The following is a 19,894-nucleotide window of genomic DNA, read 5'->3' as shown; positions in this document are numbered from 1 at the left end:
CAGCGTGTCCAGAGAGGGTCCTGACTACGGCGACCGCCTGCGGGAGTCAGGTCACGCGGCTAGAACCAGTGCCAGAGCCAGTGCCGTTCGAACCACACCTTTGACCAATGCCCCAGGAGGCTGGGGGCCCTGAGGCGCACGTCCGGCGTGGGCTCCGCGTAGAAGTCGCCTGCGCCGTACCCGGCACGACCGTTACCCACTTCGACCCAGCACTTCCCGAACCCATCGAATGCCGCGGAGCCCACTTCGCCTCGCAAGGCTTCCGCGATGTTATGCGCCACCACCTCCGCCTGGCGGTGCGCAAACACGCCGGCCTTGGGGAGCGGCTTGCCCATAGCAAGCGGCACCGAAGTCACGTCGCCGATCGCATGAACGCCGGGGAACGACGTCTCGAACCTGCGCCGGTCCACCCCGATCCAGCCGCTCGAATCGGTTAGCCCCGCCGCGCGCACGACTTCGGGCGCCCGGTGCGGCGGGACGTACACCAGCACGTCGAACGACGTCGTGACACCGTTCGCGAACGTCAGAAGGCGCTCCGCCGGGTCCACCACCGTGACCTGGTGGTTCGGGTGATAGCCTATGCCCGATGCCTCGACCATCCCGCGAACCGCCGCCGACACCGCCGGGCCGGCCACGCCCATCGGACCGGGTTCCGCCGCGTACAGATCGACCCGAACCTCGCCCCGACCGGCGCGCGGGAAATACGCCTGTATCAGCATCGCGGCCTCGTAGGGCGCCGCCGGGCACTTGTAGGCGGGCGCCGCCGTGAGCACCACCACGCGGCCGGCCCGCAGGCCGGCGAGTGCGTCGCGCGTCGCCGCCGCGCCCGCGACCGTGTACAGGTTGTGCCCGGCATCACGGAGACCCGGCACGGCATCGGGCGCGAGATCCGCACCAAGCGCGACGATCATCGCGTCGGCGGCAAAGTCACGGCCATCGGCTTGCGCTGTACGCGCCTCCGGGTTGATGGCCGTCACCTCGGCCTGAACCACCTCGATGCCCTTGCGCTCGAGTCGCGCCAGCGGGCGCTGGATGCGCCCCGCGTCCCGCGAGCCCGTTGCGAGCCACAACAGGGAAGGCTGGAACACGTGGTTCGGCTCGCGGTCGACCAGAACGATGCGGTCGCGCGGTGGCAGCAGCTTGCGCAGGCGGTTCGCGGCGACCAGACCGCCCACACCTCCGCCGAGTACCAGAACGGCCTTGCTTCCGCTCGCGGCAACCGTCATCAGAACACCACCACCTTGTCGGCCCATTCCGTCCAGTCAGCCAGCTCTTCCAAGCTGCTCCGTCTCGCGCCCTCGACGAGGTCCGCGTCGCCGAGCCCACGAGCGTCCATGCAGCTCCCGCAGACGGCGACGCACCCCTCGTGTTGGATCACGACCAGAACCATCCGGCCGAGGTGGTAGTATCCTTGGGGCACCTGCTGTCCGGCTTTCGCGGCCGCGGCGCCATCGCCCATCAGGAACACGCGCACCTCGTCCGACCCGCGTTTGGCGAGCGCCCCCGCGAGCCGCAGACCGTTGTAAGTCCGCTCCGTCCCGTAGGGAGGATCGTTGAGGATGAGGAGCGCTTTCATCGATCACTCTCGGCTGCGTCGTCGCCCACAGCGACAGCAAGTCCCCTCGCCCGCCACTCCGGAACACCGTCCTCGAGTCGCACCGCCCGGAATCCTTCGCGCCGCAAGCGTTGCACGGCCTCCACCGCGAGCACGCAGTAGGGGCCGCGGCAGTAGGCCACGAGCTCACGATCCCGCGGCAGCGTCGCCAGGCGGCGCTCGAGGACCGCGAGCGGCAGGGAAATCGCGCCCGGAATGTGTCCGGCCCGATACTCCTCGGCGGGGCGCACGTCGAGCACCGTTACCTCGCCGCGGCGCACGCGATCGCGCAGCGCTTCGGCGTCAACCGGCTCCAGCAAACCCCGGTCGTGCAAGAAGTCCTTCGTGACGCGGTCGATCTCCGCCAGGCGGGACTCGGCCACGCCGCGCAGCGCCCGGTAGAGCGCGGCGACATCCTGATCCGCCAGCCGGTAGGTGACGTAGAGACCAGATTTCTCGGCGTCCACGAGACGCGCTTCGCGCAGGACCTTGAGGTGCTGCGAGGTGTTTGCGATGGTCTGCCCCGACTCGCGCGCCAGCCCTTCCACGGTGCGCGGGCCCTGCGCCAGTAGGTCCAGCAGCTCCAGACGGCGAGGACTCGCGAGCGCCTTGCCGACCCGCGAGAGCTGCTCGTACACCACGTCCTTGAAGCGACGGCCGGGATTCTGCGCCACAATCCGAGTTCCTTTAGTAGTCAAGCGACTACTTGAATACTGCTGACCCCGGCCGGGAAAGTCAAGAAGACAAGAGGGCCCCGCGCTGCCGCGGGGCCCTGACGCAACCTGGTTTCCGACGCGGCGCTACTCCACCGTTTGGATCATGTTGAAGATCGGCAGGTACATGGCGATGATCATGCCGCCCACCACCACGCCCAGCACCACGATCATCACCGGCTCCATGAGGGAGAGCAGCGCCTCGACCGCGGCGTCCACTTCTTCGTCGTAGAAGTCGGCGATCTTGGAGAGCATCTCGTCCAGGCCGCCGGTCTGCTCGCCGACGGCGATCATCGAGATCACCATGGGCGGGAAGACCTTGGACTTCTGGAGCGGCGCGGCGATCGTCTCACCGCCCGCGATCGAGGCCCGGCTCTCCATGACCGCGTCGTGGATCACGCGGTTGCCGGCGGTCTTGGCCGTGATCTCGAGCCCGTCCAGGATGCTGACGCCCGAGGCGATCAACGTGCCCAGCGTGCGGGTGAAGCGCGACACCGCCGACTTGCGGATGAGGTCCCCCAGCACCGGCACGTTCAGCAGGAGCCTGTCGAGGTTCAGCTTCCCCGACGGCGTGGCGTAGTACTTCTTGATGAGCCAGAACGAAGCCGCGAGGCCGCCGCCGATCGCCCACCAGTAGCCCTTGAGGACGTTCGAGGCCCCGATGACGATCTGAGTCGGTATGGGCAGCTGCTGCCCTATGCCCGCGAACATATCCTGGAAGACCGGGATCACGAAGATGAGCAGGATGACGATCGCCATCCCCGCGACCGAGAAGATGACGGCCGGGTAGATCATGGCGCCCTTCACCTTCCGCACCAGGGCGTCGTTCTTTTCCATGAAGGTCGCCAGGCGCAGGAGGATGGTGTCCAGGATACCGCCGGCCTCGCCCGCCGCCACCATGTTGACGTACAGCTCGGTGAACGCCTTGGGGTGCTTGCGGAGCGCGTCGGCCAGGGTGTGGCCGCTCTCCACGTCGTACACCACCGACCGCGTCACGTCCTTCAGCGACTGGTTCTCGCTCTGCTCCGCCAGGATGTCGAGCGCCTGCACCAGCGGCAGGCCCGAGTTGATCATGGTGGCGAACTGGCGCGTGAAGATCACGATGTCGCGAGTGCTGATCCCCTTCGCGAACATGTCGAACTTGATGTCCTTGGGCGCCTGCTGGACCTTCACCACGATCATCCGGTTCTTCCGGAGATGGGCGACGACGTCGTCGTGCGACGCCAGGTCTATCTGGCCCGACTGCAGCTCCCCCGTCAGGGTCCGGGCCGTGTAATTGAACATCGGCATCCGTCAGCCTCCTGTGGTCGCGTTCAGCGCTTGAGCCCGCCCGTCAGCGGGCGGCTGCCCGGCGCCGGCTTCTCTTCCTCGCCCGGCGCCGGCTCCCCGACCATGCGTAGAAAATCGGCAGGCTCCGAGGTCGCGCGCAAGCACTCGTCCAGCGTGACCTCGCGGTTCATGTACAGCGCGTAGAGCGAGTCGTTCATCGTCTGCATGCCGTACTTCTTCCCGGCCTGCATCGAGGACTGGATCTGGTGGATCTTGTCGTCGCGGATGAGGGCGCGGATGGCCGGCGTGATGACCAGGACCTCGCAGGCCATGCAGCGGCCCTTCCCCTTGGCCTTGGGCAGCAGAGTCTGCGTAATGATGCCCTCGAGCACGAAGGCGAGCTGCGCCCGCACCTGCGACTGCTGGTGCGCCGGGAAGACGTCGATGATGCGGTTCACCGTCTCGGCCGCGGAGTTGGTGTGCAGCGTCGCGAAGGCGAGGTGGCCCGTTTCGGCGATGGTGAGGCCCGCCTGGATGGTCTCCAGGTCGCGCATCTCGCCGATCAGCACCACGTCCGGATCCTCCCGCAGCGCGTACTTCAGCGCGTTGGCGAACGACTTGGTGTCCGTCCCCACCTCGCGCTGGTTCACGATGCAGCCCTGGTGCCGGTGGATGAACTCGATCGGGTCCTCCACCGTGATGATGTGGCCCTTCCACTCGCGGTTGATCTTGTCGATCATCGCGGCCAGGGTCGTGGACTTGCCCGAGCCGGTGGGCCCGGTCACCAGCACCAGCCCGCGCGGCTTTTCCGCCAGCTTGGCCACGATGGGCGGCAGCTTGAGCTGGTCGAAAGTCTTCACCTGGAACGGGATCTGCCGGACCACCAGCGACACGCAGCCGCGCTGCTTGAAGACGTTACCCCGGAAGCGCGCCAGGTTCTGGATGCCGAACGAAAAGTCGAGCTCATCCTCGGTCTCGAAGCGCTTCTTCTGCTGCTCGGTGAGGATCGAGTACGCCAGCTGGAGCGTGTCCTTCGGGTTCAGAACGTACTCGATCTTGCTGCTGGTGATGTCGCCGTCGACGCGCAGCTTGGGCCGCTCGCCCGCGGTGATGTGCAGGTCGGACGCCTCGCGTTCGATCATCTCCTCGAGCAACGCGCGGAGGTTGACCGGGTTCGGCTGTGGTGCCTGAGGTGCCGTCACTTTCTCATCCCGCCGCGGTTTCCTTTACAACCTCTTCCAGTGTGGTGGCGCCCTTCTTGATCTTCACGATGCCGTCCATGCGCAGGGTCAACATGCCGTCCTTGACCGCCTGTTCCGAAAGCTCCGCCGTGGAGGAGCCGCGCAGGATCATCCGCCTGAGCTCGGGCGAGAGCGCCATCACCTCGTAGAGGCCGGCGCGGCCCTTGTAGCCCGAGCCGCCGCACGTCTCGCACCCCTTGCCCCGGTAGAAGGTAACCCCGTCCCACTCCTTCTCGGTGGTCCCGAGGGCCTTGAGCTCGAGCGCGTCGTACTTCACCTCCGCCTTGCACTCCTTGCAGATCCGCCGCACCAGCCGCTGCGCCACGATCAGGTTCACCGCGGAGGAGACGTTGAACGGCTCGATCCCCATGTCGATCATGCGGGTGATGGTGGACGGCGCGTCATTGGTGTGCAGCGTCGAGAGCACCAGGTGGCCCGTGAGCGCCGCCTTGATAGCGATGCCGCCGGTCTCGATGTCGCGGATCTCCCCCACCATGATGATGTTCGGGTCCTGGCGCAGGAACGCTTTCAGCGCCGCCGCGAACGTCATCCCGATCTCGTTCCGGACCAGGACCTGGTTGATCCCCATCAGGTTGTACTCGACCGGGTCCTCAGCGGTCATGATGTTGACTTCCATCGTGTTGACGCGCGAGAGCGCCGAGTACAGCGTCGTCGTCTTCCCCGACCCCGTCGGCCCGGTCACCAGGACCATTCCGTACGGGTTCAGGATGGCCTTCAACAGGTCGGCCTCCGCCTTGGGCTCGAACCCGAACTTCGAAAGGTCGAGCGTCAGGTTGCCCTTGTCGAGGATCCGCATCACGATCTTCTCGCCGAACAGGACCGGGCAGATGGACACCCGGTAATCGATGACCCGCTTGCCCATCTTGAGCTTGATGCGGCCGTCCTGCGGGACCCGCCGCTCGGCGATGTTCAGCGACGACATGATCTTGATGCGCGAGGTGAGCGCCGCCTTGAGCTTGAGCGGCGGCTTCATCACCTCCGACAGCTCGCCGTCTATCCGGTAGCGGACCCGGATCTCGTGCTCGAACGGCTCGATGTGGATGTCCGAGGCGCCACGCTTCACGGCGTCGGTGAGGATGGCGTTGATCAGCTTCACCACCGGCGCGTCGTCGGAGACCGTCGTGGGCGCCGCTTCCTCTTCCTGCTCCTGGAGGACTTCCAACTCCTCATCGGCCTGCGCATCCATGTCCTTCAGGATGGTGTCGAGCTGGGCGTCCGCCTGCTCGTAGTGCTTGTCCAGCGCGCCGCGCAGCGTGTACTCGCCGGCGATGACCGGGAAGATGTCGTAGCGGGTGATGAACTTGAGGTCGTCTATGACCCCCATGTTGGTGGGGTCCGCCATCGCCACCGTCAGGGTGCGCCCCTCGCGCTTTAGCGGCAGCACCAGGTGCTTCAGGGCGATGTCGGCGGGGATCAACTTGACGATCTTGGGGTCGACTTCGAACCGGGCCAGGTCCACCGCCGGCATGCGGTACTGCCGGGCCAGCATCTTGGTGATCTCGGTCTCCTGGACGAAGCCGAGCTTGACGAGGTTGAAGCCGATCCGGGTGCCGTTCTGGCGTTGTTCGGCAAGCGCCTTCTCGAGCTGCTCTTTGGTGATCAGCCCTTCTTTGATGAGCAAGTCGCCGAGCCGGTCGCCAGGAGCAGGAGCAGGTGCAGACATGTGCCGGGAGCCGATTGAAGGAATGGGTGAAAGGGGAATACTACGGGCGGCCCACCCCCTGTCAAGGCGCGGAGAGGCGCGCCGCGAGGCGCCGCGTGAGCGCGGGGCCGATGCCCGCAACACGTTCCAGCTCTTTCACTTCGCGAAACGGACCGCGGCGGGTGCGATCCTCCACGATGCGCGCCGCGAGCGACGGCCCGATGCCGGGCAGACACTCGAGCTCGGCGGCCGTGGCGCGGTTGATCGGCACCGGCCCGGACGTGGTGCATCCGCTCCCGCGGGCCTTGGCGCCGAGTGGTCGCGCCACGGTGGTGCCGGCAGCCGGCGCCGCGGGCCCCGGCCGCGGCGTGCCCGAAAACGTGACCGAACGCTCGACGGCGCGCAGAAGCCCCGGACCCACGCCCAGGACCCGCCCCAGAACCTCGAGCGACCCGAAGGGGCCCAAGCTGTCCCGGTCCTCCACGATGCGGCGCGCCAGCGACGGGCCGACGCGGGGCAGCCGCTCGATCTCCCTGGCGCTCGCCCGGTCCATGTCTATTCGCTCCCCGGGCCGGAGCGGCCGGGCGAGGATCGTGGCCTCGCGCACCAGCTCGGCCTGCCGCGCCAGGTCGTCGCCGGGGAGGTCCGGGGCCACCATCGAGGCTCCCGGCGCGTCCGCCGGTGAGCGGACAACGCGCAGGACACCGCCAGCCGCGGCTACCACGGCCAGGTAGAGGAGCGCGCGGCGCTCGTCCTTGGTGAACATGTGGCCAAGCTAGCGAACCGGCGGCGGAAGGGCGGCGCAAAACTGAGCGCCGCCGTACCGTTTTTCAGCGCACCAGGGCGAGCGCGAGGCGTCCTACGTTGGCGAGCGACTCGGCCGAGAGCTTGTCGGGCGTGTCCTGGGTGGTATGCCAGTAGGGCTGGTAGTCGAAGTCGATGACATTTATCGCGCGAATCCCCGCCTCGAGGAGCGGGATGTGGTCGTCGGTCAGGGCGATGCCGCGCCGGGGCCGGAACACGCGGCCGAGGCCGATCTCCTCCGCGGTCCGCCATACCCGCTCGACCACTTCAGGGGCGCGGTCGAGCGAGTAGCCTTCCTGCTCGAACCGCTGGTCCCGGTCGCCGACCATGTCCCAGACCACGGCGAACAGGGGGCGGTAGCCTTGCGGCAGGTGCCGCGCGAAGTACCGCGAGCCGATGAGCACGTCCTCGCCGTCGAAGCTTCCGTAGTCCTCGCCGTCCACGAAGACGATGTCCACGCCCAGGGTGGGCGGCCGGGCTTTGAGCTCCGCCGCGACGCCGAGCATCACGGCGACGCCCGACGCCCCGTCGTTGGCTCCGGGGATCGGCAGGTTGCGCCTGGCCGGGTCGGATTCCTGGTCCGCGGTGGGGCGCGTGTCCCAGTGGGTGACGTAGAGAACGCGGTTCGGGTCCTGCGGGCGGAAGCGCGCGATGATGTTCCGGAGGTGGAGCGTGTCTCCGCCGGCCGTCACGTGGTCGAAAGCCTGGACCTCCACCGAGTCAGCGGTGCGACGCAGCTCGGCTTCCATCCACTCGCCGATGGTCCGGTGGCCAACGGTTCCCGGCACGCGCGGCCCGGCCGCCACCTGGTGCACCACCCAGCGCATGGCCTGGGCGCCGTCGAAGCGCTGCGAGGCCTGTGACGACCCGCCTCGGCAGGCGGCTGCCAGCGTCAGGAAGCCCATCAGGGCGCTGCGCGTCATCGGATCTCCCCCGCGGAGAAGGACACCGTCACGTTGGCCGTGACCACGAGCTGCGAGAACTTGCGGTTGGCGTGCCGGTCGTCGCTCAAAACGTAGCCCACCGACAGCCCCGCCGTTACTTGTGGCGGCAGCTCGGTGTCCAGGCGGAGGTTGTACTCGCGGCGCCGCGAGTCAACGACGGGCACGCAGTCGGCCGTGCCGGCCCGCTGGATGCACACCTTGCTCCCCGTGTTCTGGAGCTGGAGCGAGGTCCGTATGTCGGAGGGAAGGGGCAGCAGCTGCTGCGGCGTGCGGAATGAGAACGAGAGATCCGCGCTGGATCGGCGGCGGTCGGTGAAGGTCAGGTTGCTCGACCGTTCCGAGCGCACGCGCTCCACCGACGTGGACAGGCTGGTCACGATCCGCGCGGCCCAGCTGATGCCCAGCGAGAGCGGCGTCGAGCGGTTCTCCTGGCTGCTGCGCACGCCGCCCGTCGTCACCTCCTCCCCTCCAACGGTCAAGCTGAGCGGCGGCTGGACGGTCTCGGACCGCGCCTTGGCGATGCCGGCGCTCGCGTTGACGCTCGTGATCACCCGGCGGATGCCGCTGCGCGGCGTGTACACCCAGCGGCCTGTCACCTGGGGCCACCGCGTCTCGGCGGTGCGCGTCTCCTGCTGTCCGGTCCCGCGCTGCGACCAGACGAGCGTGGTGCGGTCCTCGTACGTCCCGTCCACCGCGAGGCCGAGCGGGAGGCGCAGCGCGGAGCTCAGCCGGTTCTGGCGGGACTCCGACGCGGAAGTGGCGATGCGATCCCGCTGCCGGCGGAACGCGGACTGGCCGCCGAAGCCGAGCTGGTACGAGAGATCGGGATCGAACCCCGGTCGGTCGAACTGGGATCTCCAGTCGAGGTGGTTGCTGTACTCGATGGGCCGGAAGCGATCGAGGACGCGCCGGGTGGCCGAGTCTCGGACGAGACCGCGCAGCGCGTTCGAGAAGTCGAGCGTCACACCGACGTCGGCGGCGCGCGAGTTGGCGAACGCGGTGGGCAGGCGGAACGCGCCGGTCGAGTCACCGCTGCGCTCGGGCTCGCGGCCGTTCGCGTCGCGCGTGATGCCGAAGGTGGACGACATGCCGACGCGCGGCGACAGCCACGAGAGGAGTCGCGGCGCGTAGTTGAAGCGCGTCGCCAGAGTGCGGGAGCGCTCGAAGCCGACGTCGAGACCCAGCAACCGGCCACGGCTCTGCCTCGCCAGCACGCCGATCGTGGTGGTGTCCCCGTAGTTCCGGAGGTCGCGGTCGGTCGAGACGTCGAAGCCCAGTGACGAGGCCGCGCCGAAAGGGCTCGTGTTGAGCCGCGCCGTGGTTCGAAGCGAGGCGGTCTGGTTCACAACGGCAGGATTCAGCGTGTCGCCCGGGGTCCGAATGGGGGCGCGGAACGTCTCCCGCGTGGTTCGGCTCCGCGCGAGGTCGGCGGTCACCTGGATCGCAGTCGGCGTCCAGCGAAGGCGCCCGTCCATCAACCCGCGGACCAGGTCGGTGCGCCGCGCGAACCCCGGCAGGCCCCCCAGCAGGCGCCGCACGAAACCGGGCACGACGCGCACGCCGCGTGGCGCGGGCTGCACCGCGTAGTCGCCGCGGACGCTCACCAGCCGGCTTCCCGATCGCGACAGTTCGCTGGTGGAGGAACCGCTCGACCACGCGCCGTTCAGGCCGAGGTTGTCCACGAAGGCGCGCTGCCACCACTGGGTGCCGCGCCGGGTGCGCCTTAGCGAGAGGCTGTACGAGGAGCTGGACTGATGGGGGCGCCGGAGGTCGCCGAGCCCGCCGGCCAGGACGTCGGTGCGGTTCAGGAAATACGGATCGCTCCCGGAACGATCGCTGCGGAAGGTGAACGGTGCGCTGACCCCCAGAGGCTCCAGCCCCAGTCGCTCGAGCCGCACCGTGCCGGCCAGAGCGAAGTTGTTGGAAGTGACGTACGACGGCTCATCGCCCAGCTGGCGGAACTGCGCGTCCTTCCGGGTCGCGGATACCGCGAAGTCGGCCACGTCGGCGACCGAGATGCGCAGGTTCACGGCGCCCGCGTACCCCGCGTCGTTCACGACCTGGGTGAGACGGATGTCGTCCACCCACACCTCGGCGCTGTCCTGCGCCAGGCCGCTGTCCCGCACGAAGCCTACCGCCAGCTCGTGAACGCGGGAGAGGTTGGGCGGCGCGACGCCCGGGTTGCGCACGTGGACCACGTAGGTGCGTTGCGGGTCGCACGCGACGTACGCGAGGGTATCGCCGCCGCACCGCCGCGTGGCCGCCGTATCGGGCGGCAGGCCGCTCAGGTAGCGCGCCTCAATCTGCGCGCGCAGCTGGAGCCAGCGGTTGAAGTCCACCACCACCTCCGGTTCCCAGGTCGTGGTGCGGGCGCCGGCGCGATACAGGTAGAAGTTGTTCTCGTCCTGGGCCACCTTCACGTAGAAGGCGAGCTGGCCGTTGTCCCACCCGCTGCCCCGCCCGCGCGCCCACACCCGCAGCTGCCGGTAGCCAAGGAAGTTCCGGTCGCCCTCGGGGAAGCGGAAGAACGCCTCGGCGCGCTCGCCCGCGCGGACGTCGTACCCGATGAGCCGCAGCGATTTCTCGTTGATCTCGGTAGCGCCGACCTGGAAGTTCCCGCCGCGGCTCGCACCCAGGTCCGTCACGCCGGGCGGCGGTGTGTAGCCGAGGTCGGCGCGGTTCTCGGTGGTGACGACGCTCGCGATCACTTCGCCGTGGGTGAGACCGCGGGACCCGGCCAGGCCGGTGATCGGCGAGCCGGCGCGCTTAACCCACGGCGCCCCGACCAGCTTCGCGCGGGCCAGCGCCAGGAACAGGCGCTGCTCGGCCTGCGGCTGGTCCGGGACGGTCACCGTCATCCTCAGCGCGCGGACCTGGCGGATATCGGGGAGGCCGATCTGCAAGGTGTCGGCGCGGAAGGGGATGCGGTACAGCTTCCAGGTGCCGACGGTGGTGGAACCCTCCCCCGCGAGGGACCTGCCGTCGCGCACGAAGTAGCGGCTGTCGCCCACCGGGAACACATAGCGGAAGTAGCTCTCCGCCGGGGCGGTGATCAGCGTGTCGAGGTTCTGGTCGTTGTTCAGGTCCTCGGTGTCCACCGACCCGTTCCGCCGGGTGCAGTGGACGGCGAGATTGCCCCAGTCGTACACCACCAGCTGCTGCCCGAGCGCGGAGCGGCAGATCGGCAGGTCGCGGACCATCTCGCCGGTGTCCTCGTTGCGGATGCTGTCGGCGACATCGCCCAGGATCCCGTTGTCGTCGAGCGCGGCGTTGAAGGCGTTGGTGAGCGGGTCGCGCTCGGTGTCGAGGCGACCTTCCCCGGCGCGGCGGCGGCCGGTGTACACGGTGTCCCGCCCGCTCACCCGGAATCCGGTCGGCAGGAAGTCCACCGCGTCCTCGTGGACGGTCCCGAAGTCGAGCGCGATGGTGGCTCCGGCGGTGCGGGCGATATCTCCGGGATCGAGCACCCAGAACTCCAGGAACTCGGTGCGCGAGAGGTCGACGCCGGTGGCCGACAGCGCCTGGGAGATCGAGCGCCAGCGGGGCCCCGGAGTATGGGGAACGAGCCAGCGCGCCCGTCCAACGCTGTCGGCCGCTCCCCCGACGGTGTCGGGGTGGAGCGTCAGCCAGAGCACCGTTTCCGCCGACTCGCCGGCTCCCTGCACGACTATCGAGGGGTCGATGTCGCGCGACCGTAGTTGGAGCGTGCGGTCGCCGACCACGCCGATCAGGTTCTGCCAGATGAGCGGCGACGCGTCGGCGTCCGCGAAGCCGGTGACCGGGTCCACTCCGCCTCCGCCGAGCCCGCGGGCCGAGGCGGGGCGGCTGCCGTACTCCCACAAATTCTCGCTGAGCGGGATGAAGGTGCCGCCCTCTCCCTCGAAGGTCTCGACGTACGCGACGCCCAGCTGGTTGGGGGACGGCCTCGAGGTGGCGAGCTCAGCGTCGACGGTGATGCGCGACGGCACGTCGGTCTCGATGAGCGGCAGCGCATCGATGAGGCGGGTCAGCCTCCGCGGCTCGAAGCGGAAGTTCCCCGAAACGCCCGCGATGAAGCTCGATGACGGCTCGAACCCGAGCGGCGGCCGAGTGAAGGTGGTCCGCTCGCGCTGGAGGAGCCCGATGACCGACAGGGTTCCGTGGTCGCCGAAATCGTACCGGGTCTGGAGCCCGTAGATGGAGGTCGGCGCGATCGCGAACGCCGGGTTCTCCTCGTACTGCACCGTGACCTGCGTGGTCTGCGCGAACAACGCATCGGGCGCGACGAACTGGACCTCTCCTATCTCGTAGTTGATGGTGTAGTCGGTGTTGCGGACCAGCGTGCGCCCGTTCGCGATGATCTTCTCGCTGCCCTCCCGGATCTGGAAGCCGCCCACCGAGAGCCTGCTGCGGTCCTCACCGCCCCGCGCATCGTAGTTGAGCCGCATGGCGTAGAGCGGCGCAGGGCCTTGGGTGCGCAGCAGGTACGACGGCGTCCGGTAGAGCGAGTCGGTGCGGAACTGGGCCGGCAGGCGGCTGCTGTCCGCGAACGGCGTCAGGTGCGGGAAGACGACGAAAAGGTCGCGCACCGGCGCGCCGCCCGCGGGGTCCCGCTGGCGCGGGAACAGCCGGTTGTACTGGTCGAAGGTCGTGGGGTCGCTCTCCTGGGCCAACCCGAGCAGCGACAGGAAGGTGGCCGCACCGGAGGCAGGCCGCTCCGACTCGTTCACCACGATCTGGAGGCGCGACGACTCGCGGACCACGTCGTCCACGCCCCCCACCCGGTAGACGTTGCGCATCTCGTAACGGAAGGTGGGCACGTCCGCGGCGCGCCGCGGCTCGTAGATCAGGCGGAGCGTGTCGACGCGTCCTTCCACGGACACGGCCGGGAACGTCCCCACCGTGTCGCCGGCGGCGGTCACGTACGAGACGGCGAGGAAGTCGTTCTGGTCGAGCCGGTTCGTCAGCGCGAACCAGAGACCCGACTGGTCGAGATAATAGTCCCTGCCCTCCTGAAGCTGCTCCCAGACGAAGGGCCCGGCGCGCTGCGGGCTGTCGTCTCGGACCGCCACCGCCTCGATCCCGCCGAGGTTCTGCTCGGCGGCGGTGCGGCCCAGGGTGCTGCGGCGCCGGTAGATACGCACCTGCGTGGCGCGCTGGCTCGGCGAAAGGGTGGAGAGGTTCAGGTTCAGGACGTCGAGCGCGGGGTAGGCGGGAAGTGCCGAAGGGTCGGTCACGAAGAAGAAGCGCAGCGGCTCGAAGTCGCGGTCCACTACCTCGCGGTCCAGCGGCTGCACGGTCCGCTCACCCACGGTGAAGGTGCGGCCGCGCACGACGTTGCCCTTCTGCTGGGCGAAGATCGCGGTCCAGTCCAGCGCGCCGAACTGCCCCTCGAGCAGGAAGCCGAAGTTGTTAGCCGGGATGCCGCCCGTGATGAAACGCGAGCTCGGCGCAGTGAACGTCACGTTGCCGACCTGCACCCGCTGGAGGATCTCGTCCTCCAGGCCCTGGTAGTAGACCTGGATGTTGTTGGAGGCGTCGAACTCGCGCTCGGAGTCGTAGTCCACGTTCAGGTGGACCCGCTGCCCGACCACGCCGCCGGTGCGCACGTTGAACTGCGGCTCGAGCCGGGGCGGCGTGAATCCGCCGCGGCACCCCGACGCGACCTGGTTCGCTTCGGAGGCGGTGCACCGCAGGTTCCGCAGCCGGTCGAGCCTCGCCTCGAAACGCGCGTTCAGTTGGAAGCCCAGTTCGGCGTACTGCGAGAGGACCAGCGGGTTCCGGCTGGCGGGCTGGGGAGCCAGGAGGGGGTCGAAGGGCGCCAAGCCCGGCAGCCTCGGCACGAGGAGCAGGCTGGTGTCACCGCCGCCGATCCCGACGCGCCACCGAGCGTCCGCCCGCACCGCCAGCCGGGCCGCCACCGAGTCGGCCCAAGCCCGCGCCAGGGCATCGGGGTCGGGGCGCGGGGCCACCGCGCGGCCCGCGCCAACCAGAACGGGCGGCACGGCGACGCGCAAGGTGTCCCGTCTCAGCCGCATCGACCGCACGCCCGGCAGGGAATCGGGCTGCTGCGCGATGGCTGGTGGGGCGGCGAGCGAAGCGAGGAGCGTGATCGCGACGAGGGTGCGCGTCACTTTTTCCGCAGATGGGGTATTATTTCCGCCGACTCTCGATGGCGAAGTATAAGGGCGCCCATGGGGCGCCTCAACCCCGAACGGGGCGGTCCCACACGCCGTGAAGATCCTTACCCGGTACCTGCTCAAGGAACACCTCGCGCCGTTCGTTTTCGCGCTGGGGGCGCTCACCGGGCTGATGCTGGCCAACCAGCTGGCCCGGCAGTTCAGCAGCCTGGTGGGAAAGGGGCTCCCTTGGGGCGTCATCGGGGAGGTGTTCGGGCTCTCGGTGCCGTTCATCGTGGCGATGACCTTGCCCATGGCGGTGCTGATGGCGGTGCTGTACGCCTTCGCCCGGCTGGCCTCGGACAACGAGATCACCGCGCTCAAGGCCGGCGGCATCAACCTGGCCCGTCTGATGCGGCCCGTCCTCGTCGCCGCCTGCCTCGTCACCGCCGGTACTTTCCTCTTCATCGATCAGGTCCTCCCGCGAGCCAACCACCGCCTCAAGACGCTGCTGGTGGACATCGCGCGCAAGCGGCCGACCTTCGACCTCAAGGAACAGATGGTCAACGAGGTCCTGCCCGGCCAGTTCTTCCTGCGCGCCGGCCGCATCGATCCCGCGACCGACCGGCTCAGGGACGTCGTGATCTACGACCTCGGCAACCTTGACCGGCGGCGGACGATCTACGCGGACAGCGGGTACATGCGCTTCAACACCGACCGCACCGACCTCCACCTCACGCTCTTCGACGGCTACGTCCACGACTACGACCGCGCCCAGGCCAGCACGTTCCGGCGGGTGTTCTTCCATACCGACCTCGTCAGGGTGCACAACGTCTCCAACCAGCTGGAACGCACCGAGGATGACCAGTTCAGGGGCGACCGCGAGATGGGCGTGTGCGAGATGGGGGCAGTGGTGAACTCGGACGCGCGCACGCTCGCGGGCATCGGCCGCGAGCGCGTCGCGCTGCTGGAGAACGACGCGCGCCAACTGCTGGGCGCGCGCCCGCTACCGGCGCCGGGCGGGGGCGCGGCTCCCGAGGTCCTGCCCTCCCGCCTCGCCTCCGCGTACTGCGGCGCGATGGCGCGCCTAGGCCGGTGGCTCGGGCCCGCCGCCGCCCAGGCCCAGACCCCCGCCCGCCGGCCCGCCGCCCTTGCCGATTCACTGAGCCGCGCCGTCAGACTGGCGCCACGGCCGGTCGCGGCGCTGCCCGACCCCGACCCGGACGGCGGGCGCCTGAAGGGGCAGCTCGCGGTGCTGGAGTCCCGCCGCCGGAACGCGCGCCACCACGCCGCCAGCTTCCAAGTGGAGATCCACAAGAAGCTCTCTATCGCCGCCTCGTGCCTCGTCTTCGTGCTGATCGGCGCGCCCGTGGCGCTGCGCTTCCCGCGCGGCGGGGTCGGCCTCGTCATCGGCGCGAGCGTCGGCATCTTCGGTTTCTATTACGTGGGCCTGATCGGCGGCGAGACCCTCGCCGACCTGCTCATCATCCCGCCCTTCTGGGCGATGTGGACCCCGAACCTGCTCATGACGGCGGTAGGGCTGTGGATCTTCCTCCGGCTCGGCCACGAGCACGCGAGCAGCCGCAGCGGCGCATGGTCGGAGCTGGTCGCCAAGCTCCGAGGCGCGAGATGACCCGCGGCGTGGTGCGGGTCCTCGACCGCTACGTAGCCGGCGAGTTCCTCAAGATCTTCGCGATCACCGTGATCGGCTTCCCGCTGGTCACGATCATGTTCAACCTGACCGACAACATCGACCGCTACCTCAGCAGCCACGTCACATGGAAGAACATCGCCCTGGCGTACCTCTACTACTTCCCCGAGCAGATCTTCCTGATCACGCCGGCGGCCGTGCTGTTCGCCACGGTCTTCTCCGTCGGGGCCTTCTCGCGCCACTCCGAGATCACCGCCGCCAAGGCCTCCGGCATCTCCTTCCACCGGATGGTCGCCCCCGCCTTCGCGCTGGCCCTTCTGGCGAGCGTGCTGACCTTCTTCCTCGGCGAGGCGGCGCCGCTGGCCAACGAGCACCGCGCGGAGTTGCTGGGCGAACGCGAGCTGCGGTCCACCTCTGCCCGCTACAACTTCGTCTACCGCGCCGATGGGGGCCGCGTGTACGCCGTCCGCAGCCTCAACGTGCCGCGGCACGAGATGCTCGACGTGCAGATCGAGCGCGAAGGCACCGGGCCCGACTTCCCCGGCTACTTCCTCACCGCCTCCCGAGCCGACTGGAAGCCCGCCTCCGGGTGGACCATGAGCGCCGGGACGATGCGGCTATTCCTCGGCCCGGACCGCGAGGTGGCGTTCAGCTTCGACTCGCTGCGCCAGAAGGCCATGACCGAGCGGCCCCAGGACCTCCTCATCGAGCCCAAGGCCCCCGAGCAGATGCGCTACGCCGAGCTCAGCCGGTACGTGGAGACACTGGAGCGCTCGGGCAGCGACGCCAACAAGCTCCAGGTCGAGCGCGCTCTCAAGGTCGCGATCCCGCTCACCTGCCTCATCATCGCCCTCTTCGGGGCGCCGCTGGGCCTCTCCGGCGCGCGCAGCGGCGCCACCTACGGCATCGCGCTGAGCCTCGCCACGACCATCGTCTTCCTCGTCATGATCCAGATCTCCAAGGCCGTCGGCGCCGGTGGCGTCATCCCGCCCTTGCTCGCCGCGTGGCTGCCCAACGGGATCTTCGGGACGGCGGGGTTGGTCCTCTTCGCGCGGGCCCGCACCTAGGCAACGCCGACGAGTCCCGGGCGCCTTGCCCGGGCTTGCCCCCGGCCCGCGCCGCGCAGCACTTTAGTGGCACCCATGAATACAGCCGGCATGTTCATCCTCGGCGTCTGCGCCGTCGGCGGGGTCATCGCGGGCGCGGCGTTCTGGTGGGCGATACGAAGCGGTCAGTTCAGTGACGCCTCCGACGCGCGATACCTCGTGTTCGACGACGAGGACGACGTGCCGCGGCCCGCGGTCGAGCGGCGCGAGGACACCCCGTGACGGCCGTCCCCTTCGTCTACGAGGACAGCCCGCCGCCCGACGTCGCGCTCGCCGAGCGCGTGGCCGCGGACACCAGCACCCGGCGCCCCGCGCTACTCTTCTTCCATTCCGCCGTCGTCTGGCTGGTCGTCGGCTCGATCTTCGGCCTCATCGCGTCCCTCAAGTTCCAGTTCCCCGACTGGCTGACCGGCCAGGCGCTGTGGACCTTCGGCCGCGTCCGGACGGTGCACCTCAACGCGGTCGCCTACGGCTGGACCTCCATGGCGCTCATAGGCATGGCGGTCTGGATGATCCCGCGCCTGGTGCGGGCGCCACTCTTCATGCCCGGCTTCGCCATGGCCGCCGCATGGGGCTGGAACCTCTTCATGATCCTGGGCCTCGGTGCGATCCTCGCGGGCTGGACCGACGGCATGGAATGGCTGGAGATCCCGCTCCCGATCGACCTCATCGTCGCGCTGAGCGGCGGCCTGATGGCCCTCAGCGTCCTGGTCACCGTCGCGCGCCGCAGGACCAGGCACTTCTACGTCAGCGTCTGGTACATCCTCGCCGCGATGGTGTGGTTCCCCATCATCTTCGTGACCGCCAACCTGCCCATCTTCGGCGGCGTCGAGCAGGCGGCCGTGAACTGGTGGTTCGGCCACAACGCCCTCGGGCTGTGGATCACGCCGATCTCTCTGGCCGGCGCGTACTACCTCATCCCCAAGGTCCTCGGCCGCCCGGTGCACAGCTACAACCTTTCGCTGGTGGGGTTCTGGTCGCTGGCGTTCTTCTACAGCCTGAACGGGCACCACCACCTCATCGGCGGGCCGCTGCCCACCTGGGTGATCACGACCTCCATCACGGCCAGCGTGATGATGGTGATCCCGGTCGCGGCCACCGCCGTGAACTTCCACAGCACCATGATCGGGCGGTTCGAGGCCCTGAAGCACAGCCCCACCCTCCGCTTCGTCGTCCTGGGCTCGATGATGTACACGGCCGTGAGCGTGCAGGGCTCGGTCGAGGCGCTGCGGTCGTTCAACCGGGTGGTGCACTTCACCCAGTACACGATCGGGCACGCGCACTTCGGGCTCTACGGGTTCGCGGGGTTCATCATCTTCGGCGCCTACTACTTCATCGTGCCGCGCCTGGTGGACTGGGAGTGGCCGAGCGGCCGGCTCATCCGGCTGCACTTCTGGATGGCGCTCGGCGGCATGGCGATCTACGTGGGCGCGCTCTGCTACGGCGGGTGGCTCCAGGGCCAGGCCATGCTCGACGCCTCGCGGCCGTTCATGGACTCCGTGAACATCACCAAGCCATACCTGGTGGCGCGCACCGTGGGTGGCTCGCTGATGGTGCTCTCGCACTTCGTGTTCGCGTACCACTACTGGCTGACGGTGAGCCGCCGCGGCCCGCTGCGCCGCGAGCCGGCCTGGTCGGACCGCCGTTCGTACTCGAGGCGCGCGCCGGAGCTGCCGCGATGAACACCTTCCGTGTCTTTTTCGCCGGCGCAGTGTCCACCGCGGTCTTCGCGTTCTTCGTGCTGGCCTACCTGCCCCACCGCCAGCTCTCCGTAGTGGCGCCACCGGACGGGCTGCGCGCCTACGCGGACTCCGAGCAGGCGGGCCGGAAGATCTACGCGTCGATGGGCTGCGTGTACTGCCACAGCCAGCAGGTGCGCGACCCGCTCTACGGGACCGACCAGGGGCGGAACTGGGGCCGCGCCTCGTATCCCGATGACTACCGTTACGACCGGCCGCACCTCCTGGGCACCATGCGCACCGGCCCCGACCTCATGAACATCGCGGTCCGCCAGCCCAGCCGTTCGTGGCACTACGCGCACCTCTACCAGCCGCGCGCGCTGGTCCCCGGCTCGGTGATGCCGTCGTTCCGCTTCCTCTTCACGCTGAAGGACCGCGGGGAGATGAACGACGAGGTGGTGGAGCTGCCGGAAGGCGTGGCGCCCGCCGGGAAGGTCGTGGTGGCGACCGACGACGCCCGCCACTTGGTGGACTACCTCCTCAGCCTGAACCGCAACTTCCCGCGCTCGGGGCCCTCCCCCGGCGCGGCGGGCCACTGATGAGCACACCCGACCGCGGCGTCCCTCCCGAGGACATCGAGGCCGCCGAGGGGCCGGGCCGCGACGTTGACATCCTCGCCGTCCACCGGCAGGCGTTCCGCGAGCCGCACGAGCCCGGCGAGGGGGGCGAATCGGGACCGTGGTGGTTCTGGGCCTGCGCGGTGGTGGCGCTGGTCTTCGGCGGGTTCTATATGGGGCGCTACAGCGGTGTTTTCGCCGGCGAGGAAGCGGTCCACGCGCCCGTCGGGCCGCGCCAGATGATGGCCGGCCGCGTAGCCGACACGTCGGGTGCCGCAAGGGCGGTGGATGGCGCCGCCGTGTACGCCGGGACCTGCGCGGCTTGCCACCAGGCGAACGGTGAAGGCACGCCGGGCCTCTTCCCGCCCCTCGCGGGCTCGGAGTATGTGACCGGCGACGCCGGCCGCCTGGCGCGGGTGGTGCTGAACGGTCTGGGCGGGCCGGTGACCGTGAAGGGCGTCCGGTACAACGGAGCCATGCCGCCGTGGAAGCAGCTCGGCGACGCCGAGCTCGCG

General features: G+C 69.1%; 15 protein-coding genes. 6 read left to right on the top strand and 9 right to left on the bottom strand.

From position 1 onward, the window contains the following. Positions 1 to 59 precede the first annotated feature (59 nt). The 9 genes from Q8Q85_13945 to sprA form a co-directional block, all read right to left on the bottom strand. Complete coding sequence (locus tag Q8Q85_13945; GenBank protein MDP3775361.1) at positions 60 to 1,226, bottom strand: FAD-dependent oxidoreductase; 1,167 nt, start codon at positions 1,224 to 1,226, stop codon at positions 60 to 62. Further along, positions 1,226 to 1,576, bottom strand: coding sequence for a DsrE family protein (locus Q8Q85_13940; GenBank protein ID MDP3775360.1), 351 nt, complete (start codon positions 1,574 to 1,576; stop codon positions 1,226 to 1,228). The genes Q8Q85_13945 and Q8Q85_13940 overlap by 1 nt, the downstream gene beginning before the upstream one ends. Further along, positions 1,573 to 2,268, bottom strand: coding sequence for a metalloregulator ArsR/SmtB family transcription factor (locus tag Q8Q85_13935; GenBank protein MDP3775359.1), 696 nt, complete (start codon positions 2,266 to 2,268; stop codon positions 1,573 to 1,575). The genes Q8Q85_13940 and Q8Q85_13935 overlap by 4 nt, the downstream gene beginning before the upstream one ends. A 126-nt stretch (positions 2,269 to 2,394) precedes the next feature. After that, the gene (locus Q8Q85_13930; GenBank protein ID MDP3775358.1) at positions 2,395 to 3,597 is read right to left on the bottom strand and encodes a type II secretion system F family protein; all 1,203 of its coding nucleotides are present in this window, start codon (positions 3,595 to 3,597) and stop codon (positions 2,395 to 2,397) included. A 23-nt stretch (positions 3,598 to 3,620) separates the two neighbouring features. Continuing rightward, the gene (locus tag Q8Q85_13925; GenBank protein ID MDP3775357.1) at positions 3,621 to 4,778 is read right to left on the bottom strand and encodes a type IV pilus twitching motility protein PilT; all 1,158 of its coding nucleotides are present in this window, start codon (positions 4,776 to 4,778) and stop codon (positions 3,621 to 3,623) included. Positions 4,779 to 4,782: 4 nt separating this feature from the next. Next, positions 4,783 to 6,459 carry a type IV-A pilus assembly ATPase PilB gene (gene pilB, locus Q8Q85_13920; GenBank protein MDP3775356.1) on the bottom strand — a complete coding sequence of 559 codons (1,677 nt, stop codon included), beginning with the start codon at positions 6,457 to 6,459 and terminating at the stop codon, positions 4,783 to 4,785. Between the two features lie 103 nt (positions 6,460 to 6,562). Then, positions 6,563 to 7,246, bottom strand: coding sequence for a helix-hairpin-helix domain-containing protein (locus tag Q8Q85_13915; GenBank protein ID MDP3775355.1), 684 nt, complete (start codon positions 7,244 to 7,246; stop codon positions 6,563 to 6,565). Positions 7,247 to 7,310: 64 nt separating this feature from the next. Beyond that, positions 7,311 to 8,207, bottom strand: a complete 897-nt coding sequence (locus Q8Q85_13910; protein ID MDP3775354.1) for a M28 family peptidase — start codon at positions 8,205 to 8,207, stop codon at positions 7,311 to 7,313. Then, positions 8,204 to 14,341 (bottom strand): cell surface protein SprA, encoded by a 6,138-nt coding sequence (gene sprA / locus Q8Q85_13905; protein MDP3775353.1) that lies wholly within the window; start codon positions 14,339 to 14,341, stop codon positions 8,204 to 8,206. Before sprA ends, Q8Q85_13910 begins: the two co-directional genes overlap by 4 nt. 100 nt (positions 14,342 to 14,441) lie before the next feature. Between sprA and Q8Q85_13900 the strand changes: the two genes are divergently transcribed. From Q8Q85_13900 to Q8Q85_13875, 6 genes are all read left to right on the top strand, one after another. Further along, positions 14,442 to 15,959, top strand: coding sequence for an LptF/LptG family permease (locus tag Q8Q85_13900; protein ID MDP3775352.1), 1,518 nt, complete (start codon positions 14,442 to 14,444; stop codon positions 15,957 to 15,959). Next, a complete protein-coding gene (locus tag Q8Q85_13895; protein ID MDP3775351.1) occupies positions 15,956 to 17,044 on the top strand; it encodes an LptF/LptG family permease in 1,089 nt (362 codons plus the stop codon). Before Q8Q85_13900 ends, Q8Q85_13895 begins: the two co-directional genes overlap by 4 nt. Before the next feature lie 75 nt (positions 17,045 to 17,119). Further along, positions 17,120 to 17,305: a cbb3-type cytochrome oxidase assembly protein CcoS gene (gene ccoS, locus Q8Q85_13890; GenBank protein ID MDP3775350.1), complete on the top strand. Its 186-nt coding sequence runs from the start codon at positions 17,120 to 17,122 to the stop codon at positions 17,303 to 17,305. Next, a complete protein-coding gene (locus tag Q8Q85_13885) occupies positions 17,302 to 18,765 on the top strand; it encodes a cbb3-type cytochrome c oxidase subunit I (protein ID MDP3775349.1) in 1,464 nt (487 codons plus the stop codon). The genes ccoS and Q8Q85_13885 overlap by 4 nt, the downstream gene beginning before the upstream one ends. Then, on the top strand, positions 18,762 to 19,361 hold the full coding sequence (locus Q8Q85_13880) for a cbb3-type cytochrome c oxidase subunit II (protein MDP3775348.1): 600 nt from the start codon (positions 18,762 to 18,764) through the stop codon (positions 19,359 to 19,361). Before Q8Q85_13885 ends, Q8Q85_13880 begins: the two co-directional genes overlap by 4 nt. Then, a partial coding sequence (locus Q8Q85_13875; GenBank protein MDP3775347.1) for a cytochrome c occupies positions 19,361 to 19,894 on the top strand: 534 nt, incomplete at its 3' end. The genes Q8Q85_13880 and Q8Q85_13875, both read left to right, overlap by 1 nt.

The sequence above is a fragment of the Gemmatimonadales bacterium genome (assembly GCA_030697825.1).
Classification (GTDB): Bacteria; Gemmatimonadota; Gemmatimonadetes; order Gemmatimonadales; family JACORV01; genus JACORV01.
Note: the sequence above shows the minus strand (reverse complement) of the source record. Positions and strands in the feature narration are given on the sequence as shown.

Coding starts and splice junctions, on each gene's coding strand:
- Q8Q85_13940 (MDP3775360.1), bottom strand. CDS start 1,576: ATGAAAGCGCTCCTCATCCTCAACGATCCTCCCTACGGGACGGAGCGG.
- ccoS (MDP3775350.1), top strand. CDS start 17,120: ATGAATACAGCCGGCATGTTCATCCTCGGCGTCTGCGCCGTCGGCGGG.
- Q8Q85_13930 (MDP3775358.1), bottom strand. CDS start 3,597: ATGCCGATGTTCAATTACACGGCCCGGACCCTGACGGGGGAGCTGCAG.
- Q8Q85_13880 (MDP3775348.1), top strand. CDS start 18,762: ATGAACACCTTCCGTGTCTTTTTCGCCGGCGCAGTGTCCACCGCGGTC.
- Q8Q85_13915 (MDP3775355.1), bottom strand. CDS start 7,246: ATGTTCACCAAGGACGAGCGCCGCGCGCTCCTCTACCTGGCCGTGGTA.
- Q8Q85_13910 (MDP3775354.1), bottom strand. CDS start 8,207: ATGACGCGCAGCGCCCTGATGGGCTTCCTGACGCTGGCAGCCGCCTGC.
- Q8Q85_13895 (MDP3775351.1), top strand. CDS start 15,956: ATGACCCGCGGCGTGGTGCGGGTCCTCGACCGCTACGTAGCCGGCGAG.
- Q8Q85_13945 (MDP3775361.1), bottom strand. CDS start 1,226: ATGACGGTTGCCGCGAGCGGAAGCAAGGCCGTTCTGGTACTCGGCGGA.